Raw genomic sequence first — 19,046 nt, forward strand, 5'->3', positions numbered from 1 at the left:
CATCGGGCACCAACCGTCGCGACAACTCATCAACCACGAACCAAGATCATGCCCGCAAACCCCACCAAGATCCAAACGAGACACGCTCTTAGCAGTGTCGATCGCGCTTTTCGTCTGGGGTGTGTGGGGCGATCGAGACTGGTCGGCGTACCTGATTTTGGGCATCGCGCTGGGACCCGGTTCGGTCGTGAGCGCGATCCGCATCCTGCGGGCGATCGTCCGAAAGGAGTGAGCTCGATGAGCTGTCGCGTGTGATCCGTCATCCGGGGGCTCTGCCGTTTCGCCGGAGGAGCCCCCTTGCCTGCAGGGCCCGGCTCTCAGCGAGGTTTGGCAAACTGGCGAAGTGAGCACTGACCAGGACCGAGTGGACGTCCGCGGCGTTGTTAGTTTCGTCGCAATCGCCTATTTGCCGGCGTGGCTGCTGACCCTGCCGCTCTGGTTGACCGGTGAAGGACTGTCGTGGAGTTGGGCGCCACTCGTCCTCTTCCTCATGATGTTCATGCCAGCGGTTGCGGCATTGGTGGTCACCAAGTGGATCAGCCCGCGGCCGAAGGCGCTTCGAGGGCTGGGAATCACCAACCCCGGCGGTATCAAGAAGTGGTGGCCCTACGCGCTGATCGCCTGGCTGGGGCCGCCGCTGGTGGCGACCCTCGCTCTGATGGTGGGCTACCTACTCGGGGTGTACCAGGCCGACTGGACGGGTTTCTCCGGGCTGGCCGAGCAGTTCGGTGCCACCGTGGTGGGCGCGGAGCCCGAGACGTCGCCCGGGATGCTCGCGCTCACGCAGATCGTTGCGGTCTTCGGGCTGGGCTGGCTGCAGGTCATCCCCGCGCTCGGTGAAGAACTGGGCTGGCGGGGCTACCTCACCCAGGCGCTGCTGCCCCTTGGCCAGCCCGGCGCGTTCCTGACGACTGGCGTGCTGTGGGGCCTCTGGCATGCACCGGTTCTGATCCTCGGCTACAACTACCCGACGCTGCCGATCGTGGTGGCGTTCATCATGATGGTGTGCTTCTGCACCCTGGTGGGAACGTTGCTGGGCTGGCTCAGGCTTGCATCGCGCAGCGTCTGGCCGGCGATCATCGCGCACGGATTCCTCAACGCGGCGGCCGGTTTGGGCACGGTCTTCAGCATGGCCGGGCACCCGGTCGACAACGCGTCGACGGGGCTCCTGGGATGGAGCGGGTGGATCGTGCTCGCTCTGCTCATCCTGGTGCTCGTCATGCTCGGGCAGCTCCCGGTGCGGTTCCAGGTGGAGACGACCGGGATCTCCAGAGGAGTCAACCGCCGCACCCGCCGCTGACGGATTTCGGTGAGAGCATGGGAACCTTCCTGTCACTTGCGGTGGAGCCGCCGGCCGGTTGAGGGACGCCGAATGCTTCAACACCGCTGTTCGCGGAGGTGGAAGCATGGGGGCATGACGAGTCTGCTGCCCTCCACCCAGCGCGCCTTGCTGCGCCGTCTGGCCGTGGAGCAGAGTGAAAGCCGTGTTCCCTCGTTGATCGCAGGGCTGATCCGCGATGGTGAGACGATCTGGGTGGACAGCCGTGGGCAGGTCGGCGGCCAGCCCTCCACAACGGACACCCAGTACCGGGTCGGTTCAATCACGAAAACCTTCGTTGCGGTGCTCGTGATGCGTTTGCGCGACGAAGGCCGCCTCGACCTCGCCGACAAGCTCGACGACTACATTCCGGGCACCTCGATCGGCAAGCGAAGCATCGGTGAAATCCTTTCGCAATCAAGTGGCTTGACCGCGGAACCCGCCGGGCAGTGGTGGGAGCGAACCCCAGGCGGCAGCGCCGAGGAACTGGTGGCCAGCATCGACGAAACCGCGCTGCGCCCGACGCCTCGTCACGGCTTCCACTACTCCAATGTCGGTTTCGGTGTGCTGGGAGAACTGGTGTCCCGGCTGCGCGGAGCTCCCTGGGGCGAGGTGCTGCAGCGCGAAATCCTCGAACCACTCGAGATGAAGCGCACCACGCTCAGCCCGGTCGCGCCGCACGCCGAAGGATTCGCTGTGCACCCGTGGGCGGACGTGGTGCTTCCCGAGCCCGCCGAGGACGCGGGAGCAATGGCCCCTGCGGGCCAGCTGTGGTCGACCTTCGACGACATGGCCCGGTGGGCGCGCTTCGTGACCGGCGACAGCGGCGAGGTGCTGCACCCGGGCACGGTCGCCGAGATGCGATCGCCGGCCTCGGTCGACGACGGTGCCGAATGGCGGGGCGGCTACGGGCTCGGGCTGCAACTGCTGCGGCACGGCGGACGTCGGCTCGCCGGTCATTCCGGCTCGATGCCCGGATTCCTGGCGTCCGTCTGGGCAGACCCCGCCGAGAACACCAGCGCGATCTTCATGGCCAACACCACAGCGGGCGTCACCGGGCTGTTCGCGACAGACCTGCTGGACCTGCTCGCGAAGCACGAACCTCGAATCCCGGCCCCGTGGGAACCCCGCGGCGACGCGAACCTGCAACTCCTGGAGCTCACCGGCCAGTGGTACTGGGGTCCGACGCCTTACGTGTTGCGGGTACTCCGCGACGGGCTGCTCGACCTCTCGCCGTGGCAGGGACGCGGGCGAGCATCCCGATTCCGCGCCAACCCGGATGGCACCTGGACCGGGTTGGACGGCTACTACTCGGGCGAGACCCTGCGCGTGGGGAGGAACGACGACGGTGTGCCCACCCACCTCGACCTGAACACCTTCATCTTCACCCGCACGCCGTACGCCCCCGACGCCCCGGTGCCCGGCGGTGTGGCCGGCTGGCGCCCAGCCCGGTAACCCGCGGCTGGGCTTGAAAGCATGGGAACCTTCCTGTCAGAGCAGTGACAGGAAGGTTCCCATGCTTCAACCTTCGATCCGCTAGCCCGACCGGGAGCCGGGGCGGATCGGGCCGGTGGGGTGCAGCCGCAGGACTGGTCAAAACGCTGTGAGGCATGCTGATTGGTATGCCCGCTGACTTGCCCGTCACCAGCCGCTGGACGATCCCTGCGCTCGAGCTCTCCGAGCGCTTCTCGCGGTCTTCTGGTCCTGGTGGGCAAGGCGTCAACACAACGGACTCGCGGGTCGAACTGTCCTTCGACCTCGCGCGCTCGACGTCGATCCCCGAATTTCTGCGGGAACGTGCGATGGAATGCCTCGCCCACCGCCTCGTCGACGGCGTGCTCACGATCGCGGCCTCCGAACATCGCGCGCAGCTCGCCAACCGTCAGGCTGCTCGGGAACGGTTGGCCAGACTGCTCGCCGAGGCCATTGCTCCGCCTGCTCCCAAGCGCCGGCGCACCAAGCCGACCAAGGGCTCGCAGCAACGCCGTCTCGCTGGTAAGAAGCGGCGTGCGGAGGTGAAACGGCAGCGCCGTCGAGGTGATCCCGGCGACGCCTGACGTGTGCCGCGGGTGTTCGCGGCTAGCCTCGGAAGAGGACGAACGCAGAAGGGACATTGTTGATGCGCACGGCTTGGGTCTTGCCGGGTGGCTCCACTTTCGGGGCGATTCAGGCTGGCCTGGTTACGGCATTGTTCGAGGCCGGCATCGAACCCGACCTACTCGTCGGGACCTCTGCCGGCTCGCTGAACGCCGCATGGCTCGCCGGCGACCCAACACCACACGGGGCGGCGAAGCTCCGCGAGCTGTGGACGTCGATGCGGCGCACAGATGTTTTCCCGATCCAGCCCAGCCGGATACTCGCAGGGAAGATCGGGCTGTCGAACCACGTCATGGGAAATCACGGGTTGGCGCGCTGGCTGTTCAACAACCTGCCGTTCCGTCGGTTGGAAGACGCGCAGATCCCGGTGACCGTGACCGCAACGGATCTGGACACCGGTGATCCGGTGTACTTCGAGAGCGGCCCTGCGCTTCCTCCGTTGGTGGCTTCGTGCTCGATTCCCGGCATGTTCCCACCGGTGAAGGTCGGGGACCGCTGGCTGGTGGACGGCGGCCCAGCGGCCTTCATGCCCATCAGCCGCGCCGTCGAGCGCGGGGCGGAGCGCGTTTTCGTGCTCCCATGCGGAGGCACCGAGCCATTCGAGTTCAGCCAGCGCAGGCGCGGGATCGGTTCGATCGCGACCTGGCCGCCGCCGAAGACACCACCGCGGTCGGTCGGCGGAGTGAACGGTGCGGCGCTCGGTGCGGCGATGGTGTCCGCGGCACGGCTCGACCTGCAGTTGAACGCGACGCGCTGTGAACTCTACGTCGTGCCCGCCCCATCAGTGGTGGGTCTTTCGCCGTATTCCTTCGCGCACGCCGAGGACCTGATCAACGCCTCATGGGAGATCGCCAAGAAGTGGTACCCGACGGCAAAACCGGTGCCGTCCGGACCCGTCGACATCGGTGGAAACCCGATCGCCAGCGGCCGGTTCGGGATCTCCGAATCCGCCCCCAGCGCCACCTGATCACGTACTGAGAGCATGGGAACTTTCCTGTCACGGTGGCAGGAAAGTTCCCATGCTCTCGATGGTCAGGCCCGAGTTGCCGTTGCCTCGGACAGCTCGTCCACGGCGAGCCGTTCCGGCGGTGTGGTTGCGGGGCGGGCGAGAGTCACCGCGACGTTGACCAGGACGTTGGCCGCGAGTCCGAGCAGACCAGCGTTGATCCCGAGCCACGGATCGTTGCCAGTGATGACGAGCAAGGCGACGACGGCCACCCCGGCAGCAAGACCGGATGCGGCCCCCGCGGTCGACATGCGTCTCCAAAGCAAGCTGATGAGCACCACCGGCAGGAGTTGCGCCAGCCCTTGATACGAGAGGACCGACAACTGCACCAGGGTGCTTGGTGAAATGAACGTGAACAGCAGCGCCACCAACCCGACGACGAACGTGACCAGTTGGGACAGCTGCTTCTGGTGTGGCGCTGTTCGGGGATGCACACCCAGGACGGACCGTCCCCACATCGTGCCGATCACGAGCATGAAGACCGCCATCGGAACGATCGACGACAATGCGCCGGCGACCCCGACGAGACCGACGAGCCAAGCTGGCATCGAATCGACGACGAGCTTGAACATCGCCAGATTGGAATCGTCAAGCCCCGGAACGACGAATACTGCGGCCAAACCCAGAAGGATCGGAACGAACAGCAACACCTGGTAGAAGGGCATGATGATCGCGTTGCGACGCAGGACGCCTGGATTCTTGGCGCCAAGGTAACCGGCCACAGTGGTCGGAAAGATCGTGTAGACGACACCGTTGAGCAGGCCCGTTGTGGCGAACCACAGCATGCCCAAGGACTCCTTGCCGTGGCCGGGCAGCACGAGCCATTCGGGGCGTTCCGAAACGAGCCGATCAAGCATGGGGCCGAGGCCACCGAAGTAGTGCACCGGCACGTAGATGAAAACGACCAGCAATGTGATGATCACCAGGCTGTCCTTGAGGATGGACACCCAGGCACTACCGCGCAGGCCGGAGAAGATGATGAACGCCTCGGTCACCACGAATGCGATGACGTATCCGGTTCCCAGGCTGATCGTGCCGTAGCTGATCGTGGAAACGACGACACCCATTCCTGTGATCTGGAGCTGGATGTACGGCAGCAGGAACATCGTGGTGAGGATCGCTACCGCAGCCCCGAACCATGGCGAGTTGAAGCGGTAAGCGGTGATGTCGGTGATGTTGTGCAGCTTGTTGCGGTGGGCGTAATTCCACAGGATCGGCCCGACGACGTATCCGACGGCGAAGCCGATCGCGAGATATGCCAGCAGATAGAACACCGGCATCCCGTAGTCGTAGGACCAGCCGGCGGCGCCGAGGTAGCTGAAGCTCGTGTAGGTTTCGCCCGCCATGAGCACGAAGATCAACACGACCCCGAGGCTTCGGCCACCAACCGACCACTCGGCGAGGTTCGTGCGATCGCGGCCACGCAGCGAAAGCAAGCCCAGGGCGACCGCGGCGAGCATGAACAAGGCGAAGATGCCCACCGATACCGCGGCATTGGTGCTCATTCGCCATCACCTGGTCCACGCTGCCGGTCGGTTCGCCACAGCGGATCCTTGCGGGCGGCAAGCCAGACGCACGCCGGTGTCAGCAACGTCGCCAACAACGTCCAGAACATGAAGAACGGCAGCCCCAGAACAACGGGTTCGATCCTGTTGTACAGCGGGAGCGCCAGCAAATAGAGCACGACAGGACTCAACAGCCACCACAGCGACTTTCGTTTCTTGAGCACGTATCCCTCCGGCCGTTGAATCCGACTCAACGAGGGAACCTTCGACGCGTGGGTGACAGGAAGGTTCCCATGCTCTCTCCAATCAGGACATGGCGCTGCGCCCGGCTACGACGCAGCGTTCGGCGTTGGCGGCAGCTTTGTAGCCCAGGCCGTTCCGTCGAGAGTCATGGCTGATCCTCCCCGTCGCGCCACACCGCCCGGCCACCGACCCAGGTTTCGTGGATGTGGATATCTGCTAGGTACTTCGGGTCCACTGCGACCGGATCGTCGGACAGCACGACGAAGTCCGCCAGGTTCCCAACCGTGAGTCGCCCTTTGAATGCGGCCTCTCCAGCCGCGTGAGCCGAACCGCTGGTGTAGATCGCGAGGGCTTCCCGTGCGCTGATCCGCTGCGACGGCCCAAGGGCTCGCCCCGCAGTTCGCCCGGCCATGGAGAGCCGGGTGACGCAGCTGGCAAGCCCGAGCAGGGGCTCGAAGGGGCCACAAGGGAAATCGCTCGAGCCGGCCACAGCAATACCCGCATCCAACATGCTGCGGTGCGCAAACATCCGCTCCAGCCGGTCTGCGCCGTAGTAGTCGAGGAGCTTGTCGCCGTGGAACGCCACATAGCTGCCGAACGGAACAGCGATGGCGTCCAAGGCTTTCATCCGAGCCAGGATCTCCGCATCCACCACGCTGCAGTGTTCGATCCGGTGCGAGGTTCTGATCATCGGGTGTGCCGCTCGCGCCCGTTCGAGGGCGTTGAGAACGAGCTTGATCGCCCGGTCGCCGTTGGCGTGGATCGCAAGCCGTGAACCTGCTGCGTGCACGCGAAACGCCAGGTTGTTGAGTTCGTCGGTATCCAGCGTTTGGATGCCGTGATCATCGGTGCCTTCGAAAGGCTCCTCGACCAGGCAAGTGCCACCGGCGACAGCGCCGTCCGCGAACGTCTTAACGCCTCCGAGTCGAAGCCAGTTGTCGCCGAAACCAGTGCGCAGCCCGGCAGCGTGGAACGTGTCGACATGCCGGTAGGTGAGTAGCGCGTTGACCCTCGTGGTGAGCTCGCCGCGTTGATGCGCCTCCTGCAGCAATGACAGCTCTGTCGGGCCTACCATCGCGTCGCCGACGCTCGTGATTCCCGCGGCGTTCAGCGCCCGAAGCGCGCTGTTCAACTGCGCCAACGCGGATTCAAGGTCCTGAACGGGCAGTACCGGACGCCCTCGCGAGAGCGACGGGTATGCCAGATCGAACAGCGCCTGTTCATGCACCACACCTGTGAGGTGGCCCGCAGCGTCCCTGGTGAGCTCGCCACCAGGTGGTGGAGCGCTGTCATCGGACAGCCCTGCCGCAGCGAGACCTGCCGAGTTCAGCACGCCCCAGTGCGCACCGATGTTGATCAAAAGCACCGGGTGAGCATCGGTGATCTCGTCGAGATCCGAGCGAGTCAGGGGCTTGCCGCCGGTCGACCTTCCGTGGTCGTAGCGCGTGCCGAGCAGCCACTGTCCAGGAGGTGTGTCGTGGGCGCGGGCCCTTAGCTTCTCAAGAAGATCAGCGCGAGACCTGGCCGCGGACACATCGACGCCCCGCTGGTTCGCGGCCGTCATGGTCGGATGCTGGTGGGCGTCGTTGAAGCCGGGAACGATCGTTGCATCCCCGAAGTCGACGAGGTCGGCTCCGGGCATGCGGCGGCGCAGGTCACCGAGGTCACCGACGTCGACAACCCACTCGCCCTGGATCGCCAGAGCTGGCCGAGCCGCGTTCACATACGGCTCGTCGGCCATGGTGACGATCCGGCGGGCAGTGACCAGAACCGGTGGTCGTCCAGCGCTTGCCACAGCACCTCCCACGACAGCGGTCGATGCCTGGCATGCTGCCTCGGAAACCCGTCGAGCACCAGCCCCAGGCTCAATGCCGTGGATCTTCAGGCCGCTTCCCGTTCGTGATGACCCGCTGGTGGCGCACCACGTGACGAAAGCCCGCGGAACGGCGCGGTCGTGCCCCTGAATGCGCGAAGAATCGCACGTGGCACCGCTGTTCCTCGCCTGCTGCCGAGCTCCATCTCGACGATCAGCTCTTCGATCCGACAGCTGTTCTTGCGCTGCATCGCCTCGATCAATAGGTCCTCCGTCACGGCCCAGGTCTGCCAGGTGCGGGCGCCGTCCATGACCGCCCGCACCGGTGGTGCGACCGGAATGCCGTCGACGTAAACGGGTTCTGGCAGCCGGGTGGTGCGCTCGAAGTTCGTTCCGGGATAGCTCTGGATCTTTCGGCTGTGCGGGATCAGGACGTGGATATCCGCCTCCTCCGGAGGAGATTCCAGCCCGAGAAGGCGGGCAGCCTGGAGACCGGTGATCATCGCGCCGGGCCCGGCACGCAGCAATGCCGCGTTGATGCGATCTTTGATCGTCGGCGGCCCAGGTACGACGAGCAGAACACCGGGGGCGAGCCGCGTCCATGGGCCGCCTGGGCGGGCCCGTCGATACGACGTCGACTGCGAGATTCCGAGCTTCTCCAGTTCGACAACGCGAAAAACCCGCCGACCGGTGGACGGCATGACTGAGTTCGTGGTGATCGTTGTGCGCATGCCGAGCACTATCCAGCACACCGAGGCCAGGGCTTTCGATTTCGTCCACCTTCGGTGCTGTGTCGGGCTCGCCCATTCCCCCGCGCGGTTCGACGCCCTGAGCATGGGAACTTTCCTGTCACCCGATGAAAGGAAGGTTCCCATGCTTCCCATTTCTGGACTGGGGCGCCGGGATGGTTTCCGACGAAGTCAACAGCTGGCGCCAAGGTAGTTCTCAGCTTTGCGCGGCACTGTTGACGGCATGACAGCAGCTGGTTCCGGCGGATCGCCGGAGTACGGAGATGGCACGCAGCACACGCCGGGGCCGGAAACCGCTCCCACTGCATCTTTCGGCCCTGCGCCCGGGCCGTTGCCCGGCGCCGCAAGCACCTATCCGGCCAACCCCGTAGTCGGGGAACCACGGCGTTGGAAAGGCGTGGTTGCGGCCGCGCTGGTCGCCGGAGTGATCGGAGGTGGTGTCGGGGTCGGCGGCGGAATGCTCATTGCCGACGGTCCAGGCACCAACTCCGCGATTACGCAGCACGATCCTGTCACCGGCACCCAGATCAACGCCCAGACCGGCACCGTGCAGTTCGCGGCGGGCAAGGCGTCATCGAGCACAGTGGACATCACTGTTCGCGGTAGCCGAAGCGGTTCGGAAGGGACCGGCGTGGTGCTGAGCCCGGACGGATATGTGTTGACCAACAACCACGTGATCGGCTCAGGCGGCGAGATCACGGTCACCCTGCCCGACGGGACAACGCGGACCGCGAGCATCGTGGGCACCTCGCCCTCTTACGACCTGGCGGTGATCAAACTCAACGGCGTCAACGGGCTCACACCGGCGGAGCTCGGCAAGTCTTCAACGCTGGCGGTCGGGCAGTCCGTCGTCGCCATCGGCTCCCCGCTGGGGCTCGAGGGAACGGTGACCTCAGGCATCGTCAGCGCGCTGAACCGAACAGTCGATGTGCAGGGCGAAAACGGCCAGCCCGTCATCTACAACGGCATTCAGACCGATGCGTCGATCAACTCCGGCAACTCGGGTGGCCCGCTGGTGAACCTGGACGGTCAGGTGATCGGCATCAACACCAGCATCGTGTCCAACAGCAAGGCTTCGGGGAACATCGGATTGGGATTCGCGATCCCCATCGACACGGCCAGCCGCGTCGCGAACGAGCTCATCAGCAGTGGAGTGGCGACGAAGCCCCAACTCGGTGTCACCGGCACCAGCGGCCAGTCGGGCGCGGCCACCATCAGCTCCGTCGTCCCCGGTTCTGCCGCGGACCAGGCAGGACTCAAGGCGGGGGAGACGATCGTCAAGGTCGGCAACCGGGCTGTCAGCAGCTTCTCGGACCTGGTAGCCCAGATCAGCTCCAACGCGCCCGGCGCGAAGATCAACCTCACGGTGGCGGACTCCGCCGGCGGCAACCAGCGGCAGGTTGAGGTGACCTTGGGCAGCGAAAAGGACAAGGCCGCCGAAACAGCCGACGATGCGTTGTTCCAGCAGCAGAACCCCTACAACTCGCCGAACGGCGGGCTACCGGGCGACAGGTAGGCGCGTGGAAGGGGACTTTCCTGCCGGAGATGACAGGAAGGTTCCCTTGCTGCAACCGACTAAGCGGTGCGGCGAATCCACCACTGCATGGCGTACTCGACCAACCTGATCAGCGCTTGCTTGGTGGATTCGCGGTTTCGCGCGTCGCAGGTCACGATCGGGACGTCGGCCGGAATCGCGATGGCCTCGCGCACCGCCTCGACCCGGTGGAGCAAGGTTCCGTCGAAGCAGTTGAGCCCCACGATGTAGGGCAGTTGCCGGTCTTCGAAGAAGTCGATGGCCGAGAAGCAGTCCGCGAGGCGCCGGGTGTCGACGAGCACCACGGCGCCGATCGCGCCCCGGACCAGGTCGTCCCACATGAACCAGAAGCGCTGCTGGCCGGGCGTGCCGAACAGGTAGAGGATCAGATCGGAATCCAGCGACAACCGGCCGAAGTCCATGGCGACCGTCGTGGTGTTCTTGTTCGGAGTGGAGTGCAGGTCGTCGATGCCCTTGCTGGCCTCGGTCATCACGGCTTCGGTGGTCAGCGGCACGATCTCCGACACCGAACCCACGAATGTCGTTTTCCCGACTCCGAAGCCACCTGCGACGACGATCTTCGCCGAGGTCGCGGTCGTGGGCCGCCCGGTGTGCACGGTTCGGGATCGCGTTTCAGGGGTCATGTCTACCCACCTCAGTTATCGAGTCAAGCTGGTGTCTGCGGTTTGCGCGCTGCTCCACGAGACCCGCGCTGCGAGGTTCAGAGCCGGCGAAGCCCACTCAGAACCCTCTCCATCAACAACATGTGCGACGTGCTGCCGTTTTCGTTCACCGTCTGGTGCACGGTTATGAGACCGAGGTCGGCCATGTCGCCGAGCAGGACCTTCGCCACGCCGAGCGGAACGTCGAGCAGCGCGGCGATCTCGGCTACCGAACGCGGGTGACGGCACAGTTCGGCGATGGAATGGTGTTCGAGCCGCTGTAGCCGAGCCGGGTGGCACAACTCGCTCGTGGACACCAGGGTTTCCAGTTCCAGGCGGTGATTCGATCGGGTGCGACCGCCGGTCCAGGCATACGGCCGGATGTAGGTCGCCGAGGGTTCGGCCTCCTGGGGACTCGCTTCCTCAGGCGTCGGCAGGGCCGACGCTTCAGCCGGTTCGGACGACGGCCAGGGCGGATCCGCCGCAGGCGGTGGAGAGCCCTGCGGCTCTGGTTCGTCGCGCGCACGCTTGCGGCGTCGCCCGCGACGGCCACTGTCGAGGGTGAACCGGTTGAATACCTCGGCCATGGCGTCAGCTTCGGGAGACCCTCGGTCGTCCCAGCGGTGCCGCCCGGACGCGTCCGGACCTGTGCTCATGCCGTCCTCACACCGACTGGCCGGTCATCACACGATTCGTTCCCTGCAGCTGGGAGCGCAGTTCCGGGGTCAGGATCTGGCCGACTCGTTCCACCAACAAGGCCATCTCGTAGGCGATCAGTCCCATGTCGCAGTGCGGTGCGGCCAGGACCGTCAGACACGAGCCGTCGCTGATCGCCATCTGCAGCATGAGGCCGCGTTCCATTTCAACCACGGTCTCGTTCACGGTCCCGGCTTCGAAGCAGCGCGCCGCGCCCTGGGTGAGGCTGAGCAGCCCCGATGCGACCGCTGCGAGTTGGTCGGCCCGGTCGGTTGGCAGTTTCGCGGATGCGGTCAGCAGCAGCCCGTCGGCTGAGACGACCACGGCGTGCGCGACGCCCGGAACTCGTTCGGTGAAGTCCGTGACCAGCCAGCCGAACTGGCTCGGTTGGGAATTGTGGGCGTTCATCGGCCCTCCTGTCCTCTGCACTGATTCGGGTTGTCACGGGCGCTAGTCGGCCGAGTGCGAGTCGCGGAGGCTGTGCTTGCCTTCGCGGACACCGCGTTGGAAGCTGGCCAGCCGCCCGCGCATCACGTCCGCGTCCCGGCGCGGCTTGACGTCCGGCTCGGTGGCCGTTCCCGGGACCAGTTGGGCTCTCGGGGTTCGCCGGGGCAGCCCGGCAGTCGTGTAGTCGGCGGCTTCCTGGTCGAGCAGCGGCTCGGATTCCGGGGCGCCGTTGGTGCCGTTGGTGCCGTTGTTGGTGTGCGGGTACGAGTCCGGTTGCGGTGCCGTCCCCATCGGCGCGGTGCCGTTTTGCGTGGTCAGCTGCTGGCGGTGGCGGCCACGCCGAACACCAGCCTGGAAGCTCGCCAGCCGGCCGCGGGCGGCGTGCGGGTCGCGGGGTGGGCGCGCGCGCCCACCCGGATCCGTGTCGGCGCTGCCCGCCACGAGGTTCGCCTGCGGAACTCGAAGCGGAAGACCCGCCGAGGTGAAGTCGGCGGGTTCTGCCGTCGCGACTTCCTCTGCTCGCTGCCGAGCCTGGTCATTCGCGAAGGTCCACGCGTTCTGGCCACCGTGGCCGTTGTTCCGGGCAGGCTGAGAGGAAGGGAACTTTCCTGTCGCCGGTGACAGGAAGGTTCCCTTGCTGTCACCATCCGCCGGGGGATTGGGCCATTGGATGGCGGGGCGGGTGGCGGCGTGCGGTGCCACCTGGAACCAAGCGGACGCGAGACCGTCGAAGATCGGCGTCGGGGCTGTCGCGCCGTTGCGGTGTTCGGGGGCCTGCGCGGGCTCCCGGGCGAACTCTTCGGTGTTGAACGCGTCGGCGGGCGGCACCTGCGGCGCGCCGTTGGTCGGAGAGCGGAACAGGTGGAAGCCGTTGCGCACCAGCTGGCGCTGGCAGGCCGCGTCCTGTTCAGCCGCCTCCCAGTCGAACTCCTCGACCAGTGTGTCGGCGGTGCGGTCGTTGGGCACGATGCCGTTGGTCCGCTGGGCCGGTGCCAGGGGTGCGACGTCCACCAGCAGTTCCGGGCCGAGGCCGACCGCGACGTGCAGTCCGGCCGCCTCCGGGCCGGGGCGCAGTTCGACCCGGATGCCGTGGCGGGCGGCGAGCCGGCCGACCACGAACAGGCCCATGCGCCGGGACGTCGACAGCTTGATCTCCTCGTTGCCGGCCAGTCGCTGGTTCACGGCGGCGATCTCGTCCTGGGACATGCCGATGCCGCGGTCGACGATGTCGATGCCCAGCGATCCGTCGCCGCGCCGCTGCCCGGAGACGACGACCTGGGTTTCCGGCGCGGAGAAGTTCGCCGCGTTGTCGAGGAGTTCGGCCAGCAGCCGCACCAGGTCGCTGGCCGCGTATCCGACGATCTTGACGTCCGGCAGCGGCTGCACGATCACCCGCGGGTAGTGCTCGATCTCCGACACCGCGGCCCGGATCAGGTCGGCGGGCGAGGTCGGCTGCGTGAACCGCCGGGCTGGATCCGTCCCGGAGAGCACCATGAGGTTCTCGTTGTTGCGGCGCATCCGGGTGGCGAGGTGGTCCAGCTGGAACAGCGTCGCCAACTGGTCGGGGTCTTCCTCGTCGCGTTCCAGCTGCTCGAACAGCCGCAGCTGTCGCTCCAGCAGGCCCTGGCTGCGCCGCGACACGTTGATGAACGAGTCGCTGTAGTTGCGGCGGAGTTCGGCCTGCTCGGTAGCGAGGTTGACGGCCTGGGTGTGCACGTCGTCGAAGGCCCGCGCCACATCGCCGATCTCGTCGTAGCTCTCCACCGGCACCTGCTCGACGTGAGGGCGGGTGGAGTGACCGGCGCGGATGTCGGCGACCGCCTGCGGCAGCTGGTGGTTCGCGGTGTCCAGCGCGCTGCGCCGCAGGATGTCCAGCGACCCGAGCAGGTGCCGGGCGACCACGACGACGATCGCGCCCGCGATCAGCAGAGCCGACAGCAGGATCACCGACTCCAGCCCCGCCATGTTGCTCGCGGTGTCCTGCAGGGTGAACGCGGTGTCGTGCAGCTGCCGGTCCAGGTGCTTTTGAAGCGCGTTGAGTTCGTCATGAGCCGTCCGGGACTGGTCTTTCCAGGCCGAGGCCGACACCAGCGCCGTGGATAGCCGCGACTTCGCGTTGTCGCGTTCGGCCATCGCCAGCTGCACCGAGGTTTCCCGCGCCGGGACCTCGGGCTTCGCGTACAGCTGGTCGTAGCGCATCCGCTGCTGCGGCGTGGCGGCCGCGCGGAACTCCTTGACCGCGGAGGTGCGACGGGACTCGCTGGCCGCGAGCCGGGCCAGGTTGTCGGTGGTGAAACCGCCGCGGGTCAGCCCGGTGAGCACCAGGGCCTGCTGGAGCTGCATTTCTTCGCTGATCTGCCCCAGTTCGTGCGCGGTGGTGGCCGTGGACACGAGTTGTGACGACGAGATCTGGCTGATCAGCGTGCGGTCGAGCGCCATCAGCACGCCGACGAGCTCGGTGTAGGTGTTGATCGTCACCCCGGGATCCGCGTGACCGCCCAGCACCTGCTGGCGGATCGGCGCGAGCCCGGTGAGGCGCCGGTCGGTTTCCTGCCGCGCGAACTGGACCGCTTCGCTGTGCGGGGCGGTCCGCAGCAGCTGGCGCATGTCGTCCAGGGCCCGGTCCGTGGCGGTGAACCGCTCCTGCACTTCCGGCGCGGAAACCGGCCCGCGAACCAGGAATTCGGCGGCCTTGCTGCGTTCCTGCTGCAGGCGGTCGGTGGCCGTGCGCACCGTGCTACCGGCTGCGACCAGTCGATCCAGCTTGGCGTATTCGTCGGCCTGGTTGATCTGGCTGCGGATCTGCAGCACGCCGAGCACCATTGCGAAGATCACCGGAACGAGCACGACGGCGGCGATTTTGGTGGGTAGTTTCCAGTTGCGCCACTTGGTGATCCGCTCGGCGACCTTCGGCGTGGTGCGCGACCACCTGGACGCCCGGGTCGCGTTCGCGGCCGGGTTTTCGAGTCCGCTGCTCACGACGCAGTCCTTTCCCGCGCGGTCGAGATATTCACCGACGGCGCGTTCATGTGGTGGGCAGCCTGGGCCCGTCTGTGGTGTGCGCGGCAGGTTCTTGCAGGGCTGGCGGCGCTGCGTGCGGCCGGGTTTCGCCGGTGGCCGGTGCTGTCGTCGATACCGGCGTCCGGAGCCTGCGATGTCGGGGGTGATCGCGGCCGCACCGGATTTGTCGTCGCCGGGTGTCGGTTTTGAGAACCCTACCGCAACGAAATGATCTCCTTCGGTTCTCGAATTCAGTTGGCTGACCTGCGAATTCGGCGCGAGTGGAGATCATTTTCCCCGAGCTGGTGCCGGATCTTGAGAATCGCAAACACTGATCGTGTTCGTCTTGGCGATCTCGACATGCGCTTTTGTCGCCCGATAGGTAGATGTTGGAGCTACGAATGACTTTTTCGCCGGGGAGCCTCGCCGAGGTATCTACGGCTTGCCCGGCCTGCGCATCGAGTGTCTTGTTGACCTGCTGAAACTCGCTGTGATTCAGGGCTTTTCGGCTTGCGGCGGGTGGTTTCGGCGATCTTCGGACGCGGGATCGACACATCGAATCGACCACATACCGTGATCGGCGAATTCATCAATGTGTGTGCTGTGTCGCTGCGCGGGTCGGTGCGGCGCTGTTCGCTGGCTAGACTTCCGAATCGGTTGGCAGCGCAGGCAGCGCGGTTCGCCGACGCCCTGGATTCGCGAACTCTCGATAACGCCGGATCGAAGCGAACCAGGGCGTCGGCCACGGAGTACTGGGGAACTCCGAAGCATCGACCGAACCACGTCGATGCAGTTCGACTGCTTGGAAGGACGCATGCCCAACGCAACCCAGCCCCCACCGCCGCGAACGCCCGGAGGCGGGCCCGCACCGATGGCCACCTTCGGCCAGATCGACAAGCCGGCAGCCCGGGCCCACCGGCCGGCACCGGACTACACCGCCATCGCGCGAAGTCCCGAATTCCTCGACCTGCGCGCCCGGCTGCGCCGCTTCGTCTTCCCGATGACCGCGGTGTTCCTCCTCTGGTACCTCGGATACGTCGTCATCGCCGCCTACCTGCCGGAGTTCATGAGCATTCGCCTCGTCGGCGAGGTCAACGTCGGCCTGGTCATGGGTATCGGTCAGTTCGCGACCACGATCCTGATCACCGCCCTCTACCTCAAGTACGCGGCTCGCCAGATCGACCCGCGAGCCGTGGCGCTGTACCGGGACGCGACCGGGGAGGACCCTCGATGATCGACGCCAACCCGGTGCTCAACATGAGCATCTTCGGGGTGTTCGTGCTGATCACCCTGTACATGGTCTACCGCGTGAGCAGCTCCGGCACGGCCACCGACTACTTCGCTGCCGGTGGCCGGTTCACCGGTTCGCAGAACGGCATCGCGTTGTCCGGTGACTTCCTGTCGGCGGCGTCGTTCCTCGGGATCGCCGGGGCGATCGCGGTGCACGGCTACGACGGCTTCCTCTACTCGATCGGCTTCCTCGTGGGCTGGCTGATCAACCTGCTGCTGGTCGCCGAGCTCCTGCGCAACACCGGCCGTTTCACGATGGGCGACGTGCTGAGCTTCCGGATGCGGCAACGCCCGGTCCGCGCGGCCGCCGCAGTGTCCACATTGGTGATTTCCTTCGTCTACATGATCGCCCAGATGGCCGGCGCGGGCAGCCTGGTGGCGCTGCTGCTCGATGTGCACAGCTCGGGCGGTCAGGCGCTGGTGATCGGTGGCGTGGGCCTGGTGATGATCGTCTACGTGCTGGTCGGCGGCATGAAGGGAACCACCTGGGTGCAGATCATCAAGGCGGGCATGCTCATGCTGTGCGCGGCCATGATGACCCTGTTCCTGATGGGCAAGTTCGGCTTCAGCCTGACCTCGCTGCTGCAGCACGCGGCGGAGCAGAATCCGTTGGGGGACCAGATCTTCTCGCCCGGCGCGAAGTACGGCCAGAGCGAGGTGACCAAGCTGGACTTCGTGTCGCTGTCGCTGGCCTTGGTGCTGGGCGTCGCCGGGCTGCCGCACGTGCTGATGCGGTTCTACACCGTGCCCAACGCGCTGCAGGCCCGGCGTTCCGTGGTCTGGGCGACTTGCACGATGGCGTTGTTCTACCTGTGCACGCTCGTGATCGGGTACGGGGCAGGGGCGGTCAACGGCACCGAGGCGATCCTCGCAGCTCCCGGCGGCGAGAACTCCGCCGCGCCGCTGCTGGCCTACCGCGTCGGAGGCACGATGTTGCTGGGCGTCGTCGCAGCGGTCGCTTTCGCGACCATCCTCGCCGTTGTCGCCGGGCTGACGCTGACCGCGTCCGCGTCCTTCGCCCACGACGTCTACGCCAACATCGTCAAGCGCGGCAAGGCGGATCCTGACTCGGAGGTTCGGGTCGCCCGCCTGACGGCGCTCGTGATCGGCGCCGCGTCGATCCTCGGCGGCATCCTCGTCAACGGGCAGAACATCGCGTTCCTGGTGGCGCTCGCGTTCGCGTTCGCGGCTTCGGCGAACCTGTCGACGCTGCTGTTCTCGCTGTTCTGGCGGCGTTTCAACACCCGCGGCACGTTGTGGGGGATCTATGGCGGGCTGGGCTCGTGCCTGGTGCTGGTCATCTTCTCGCCGGTGGTCTCGGGGTCGCCGGACTCGATCCTGCCGAGTGCGGACTTCGCGTGGTTCCCGCTGAGCAACCCCGGGATCGTGTCGATCCCGATCTCGTTCCTGTGCGGCTACATCGGCACGCTGCTCGGAGGCGGCCAAGTGAGCGAGAAGCGAACCGCGGAGATGGAAGTCCGCGCCCTCACTGGCATCGGCTCGTCCTGACCTGGAGCATGGGAACCTTCCTGTCACCTTTTGACAGGAAGGTTCCCATGCTCGCGCAGGGGGAGCAGCTCAGGCGAACCAGCCCATCACGCGATCCCAGAAAGACGGCGCAGCGGATTGCCCGGTCTCATGGGTGCCGTGTTGGTGTGTGGCCGAAGTCGTGGCTGCGGGTCGCTGCGCCTCAAGCGCACCGGTTTGGGCGGTTCCCTGTTGGCCGAAGACCACGTCGGAGCAGGAGTACAAGGCTTCGGGGCTGTCAGTGCGCTGCCAGATCGTGTAGAGCACGTGCTGACCTGTTTTGCCCTCGGGGATCTTCGCGGCGATCGAGTAGCCTTCCGCGGTTTCCGGCGGGCTGTCGACGTCCGCGACCTTCACGAGGTCGCCCCACGCCAGTGGCTTCGACGAATCCCAGCCATCCTTGGTGATGAAGACCTGGAATCCGCCCTGGTGCTTGGCGGTGGCCTTGAACTCGAGGTTGACGTCGCCGGTCTGCAGTTGAGTGGTCGGCCACGCCGTGGCCGGGGCGTCGAAACCGGAGTACATCGGATTGTTGGCGCTGCAGAGCTTCCCGTCCGGGATCAGTTCTTGGTGCCTGCCGTTGGCGTCGCCGATCCGGTTGCTCATCCAGTCGTAGATCGGGGCGGAGCCGTTCTCGGCCACGACTCCCTTGCAGCCCTCGGAGTCCGGGCTCTCGGCGCCCTCGAGGAAGCAGGTGTAGGCGCGCCCGGCCGGTGCCTGCATGTCACCATGGGCGAAGGCGGCCTGCGGGGCCAGCAGGGTGCCAATGACGGACAAGCCGCCGAGAACAGCGGCTGCGGCGGGCTTGCTGCGCAGGTTCACGTCGAGTCTCCTCGCTGTCCGCCGGTGCCGACGTCGGCCGCGAGCGGCGCGCATCGATCACCGGTGCATCGTTTCGGGGTGAACAGATGCTGACTCGGCAAGCGAAGCGACGTCCACAGTGAAAATTCTATTCGTGTTCAGCGAAAACTTCGAATTCTTGAACTGTTTTTGCAGGTGAGATGCAGTCTGATGGTATCTGAAATGAATGCGTAAAGGTGTCTGACGCGGGCGATAAACGAGGCTTACTGACGTTCGTGATCTAGGGTGACGGTCGTGTGTGATCATGACTGACTGTGTCGGTGATCAAGCAGGGTGTGCCGGTTCGTCGGGATCGGGC

Annotated in this window: 17 protein-coding genes; 8 read left to right on the forward strand and 9 right to left on the reverse strand. The window is 66.1% G+C overall.

All coding sequences use genetic code 11. From position 1 onward, the window contains the following. Positions 1-94 precede the first annotated feature (94 nt). The 5 genes from AB0I53_RS46180 (at position 95) to AB0I53_RS46200 (ending at position 4,382) form a co-directional block, all read left to right on the forward strand. On the forward strand, positions 95-232 hold the full coding sequence (locus AB0I53_RS46180) for a hypothetical protein (RefSeq protein WP_358616635.1): 138 nt from the start codon (positions 95-97) through the stop codon (positions 230-232). Between the two features lie 111 nt (positions 233-343). Next, positions 344-1,300 (forward strand): type II CAAX endopeptidase family protein, encoded by a 957-nt coding sequence (locus AB0I53_RS46185; RefSeq protein ID WP_358616637.1) that lies wholly within the window; start codon positions 344-346, stop codon positions 1,298-1,300. A gap of 114 nt (positions 1,301-1,414) precedes the next feature. Then, complete coding sequence (locus AB0I53_RS46190) at positions 1,415-2,773, forward strand: serine hydrolase domain-containing protein (RefSeq protein ID WP_358616640.1); 1,359 nt, start codon at positions 1,415-1,417, stop codon at positions 2,771-2,773. Between the two features lie 167 nt (positions 2,774-2,940). Beyond that, complete coding sequence (arfB, locus tag AB0I53_RS46195; protein ID WP_358616678.1) at positions 2,941-3,375, forward strand: alternative ribosome rescue aminoacyl-tRNA hydrolase ArfB; 435 nt, start codon at positions 2,941-2,943, stop codon at positions 3,373-3,375. A gap of 62 nt (positions 3,376-3,437) precedes the next feature. Further along, on the forward strand, positions 3,438-4,382 hold the full coding sequence (locus AB0I53_RS46200) for a patatin-like phospholipase family protein (RefSeq protein WP_358616642.1): 945 nt from the start codon (positions 3,438-3,440) through the stop codon (positions 4,380-4,382). A 65-nt stretch (positions 4,383-4,447) separates the two neighbouring features. Here AB0I53_RS46200 and AB0I53_RS46205 read toward each other — a convergent pair whose 3' ends face one another. From AB0I53_RS46205 to AB0I53_RS46220, 4 genes are all read right to left on the reverse strand, one after another. Further along, the gene (locus tag AB0I53_RS46205; protein WP_358616645.1) at positions 4,448-5,926 is read right to left on the reverse strand and encodes a sodium:solute symporter family protein; all 1,479 of its coding nucleotides are present in this window, start codon (positions 5,924-5,926) and stop codon (positions 4,448-4,450) included. Then, on the reverse strand, positions 5,923-6,150 hold the full coding sequence (locus AB0I53_RS46210; protein WP_358616648.1) for a DUF3311 domain-containing protein: 228 nt from the start codon (positions 6,148-6,150) through the stop codon (positions 5,923-5,925). Before AB0I53_RS46210 ends, AB0I53_RS46205 begins: the two co-directional genes overlap by 4 nt. Before the next feature lie 164 nt (positions 6,151-6,314). Further along, positions 6,315-7,910, reverse strand: coding sequence for an amidohydrolase (locus tag AB0I53_RS46215; RefSeq protein ID WP_358616650.1), 1,596 nt, complete (start codon positions 7,908-7,910; stop codon positions 6,315-6,317). Positions 7,911-8,050: 140 nt separating this feature from the next. Further along, positions 8,051-8,713: a hypothetical protein gene (locus AB0I53_RS46220; RefSeq protein ID WP_358616653.1), complete on the reverse strand. Its 663-nt coding sequence runs from the start codon at positions 8,711-8,713 to the stop codon at positions 8,051-8,053. Positions 8,714-9,128: 415 nt separating this feature from the next. Here AB0I53_RS46220 and AB0I53_RS46225 point away from each other — a divergent pair, with 415 nt between their 5' ends. Continuing rightward, positions 9,129-10,247 carry a trypsin-like peptidase domain-containing protein gene (locus AB0I53_RS46225; protein ID WP_358616656.1) on the forward strand — a complete coding sequence of 373 codons (1,119 nt, stop codon included), beginning with the start codon at positions 9,129-9,131 and terminating at the stop codon, positions 10,245-10,247. 59 nt (positions 10,248-10,306) lie between these two features. On the opposite strand, the gene AB0I53_RS46230 is transcribed toward AB0I53_RS46225, so the two are convergent. The 4 genes from AB0I53_RS46230 to AB0I53_RS46245 form a co-directional block, all read right to left on the reverse strand. Beyond that, complete coding sequence (locus tag AB0I53_RS46230) at positions 10,307-10,909, reverse strand: ATP/GTP-binding protein (RefSeq protein ID WP_358616659.1); 603 nt, start codon at positions 10,907-10,909, stop codon at positions 10,307-10,309. A 77-nt stretch (positions 10,910-10,986) separates the two neighbouring features. Further along, positions 10,987-11,583: a DUF742 domain-containing protein gene (locus AB0I53_RS46235; RefSeq protein WP_358616662.1), complete on the reverse strand. Its 597-nt coding sequence runs from the start codon at positions 11,581-11,583 to the stop codon at positions 10,987-10,989. 7 nt (positions 11,584-11,590) lie between these two features. Then, on the reverse strand, positions 11,591-12,031 hold the full coding sequence (locus tag AB0I53_RS46240; protein ID WP_358616664.1) for a roadblock/LC7 domain-containing protein: 441 nt from the start codon (positions 12,029-12,031) through the stop codon (positions 11,591-11,593). A gap of 42 nt (positions 12,032-12,073) precedes the next feature. Next, complete coding sequence (locus AB0I53_RS46245) at positions 12,074-15,049, reverse strand: nitrate- and nitrite sensing domain-containing protein (protein ID WP_358616667.1); 2,976 nt, start codon at positions 15,047-15,049, stop codon at positions 12,074-12,076. A gap of 835 nt (positions 15,050-15,884) precedes the next feature. On the opposite strand from AB0I53_RS46245, the gene AB0I53_RS46250 reads away from it, so the two are divergent. Both AB0I53_RS46250 and AB0I53_RS46255 read left to right on the forward strand, forming a co-directional pair. After that, a complete protein-coding gene (locus AB0I53_RS46250; RefSeq protein WP_358616670.1) occupies positions 15,885-16,304 on the forward strand; it encodes a DUF485 domain-containing protein in 420 nt (139 codons plus the stop codon). Beyond that, positions 16,301-17,869 (forward strand): cation acetate symporter, encoded by a 1,569-nt coding sequence (locus tag AB0I53_RS46255; protein WP_358616672.1) that lies wholly within the window; start codon positions 16,301-16,303, stop codon positions 17,867-17,869. The genes AB0I53_RS46250 and AB0I53_RS46255 overlap by 4 nt, the downstream gene beginning before the upstream one ends. 69 nt (positions 17,870-17,938) lie before the next feature. Here AB0I53_RS46255 and AB0I53_RS46260 read toward each other — a convergent pair whose 3' ends face one another. Next, a complete protein-coding gene (locus tag AB0I53_RS46260) occupies positions 17,939-18,709 on the reverse strand; it encodes a lytic polysaccharide monooxygenase (RefSeq protein WP_358616675.1) in 771 nt (256 codons plus the stop codon). Between the last annotated feature and the right edge of the window lie 337 nt (positions 18,710-19,046).

This window comes from Saccharopolyspora sp. NPDC050389 (assembly GCF_040655595.1).
Classification (GTDB): domain Bacteria; phylum Actinomycetota; class Actinomycetes; order Mycobacteriales; family Pseudonocardiaceae; genus Saccharopolyspora.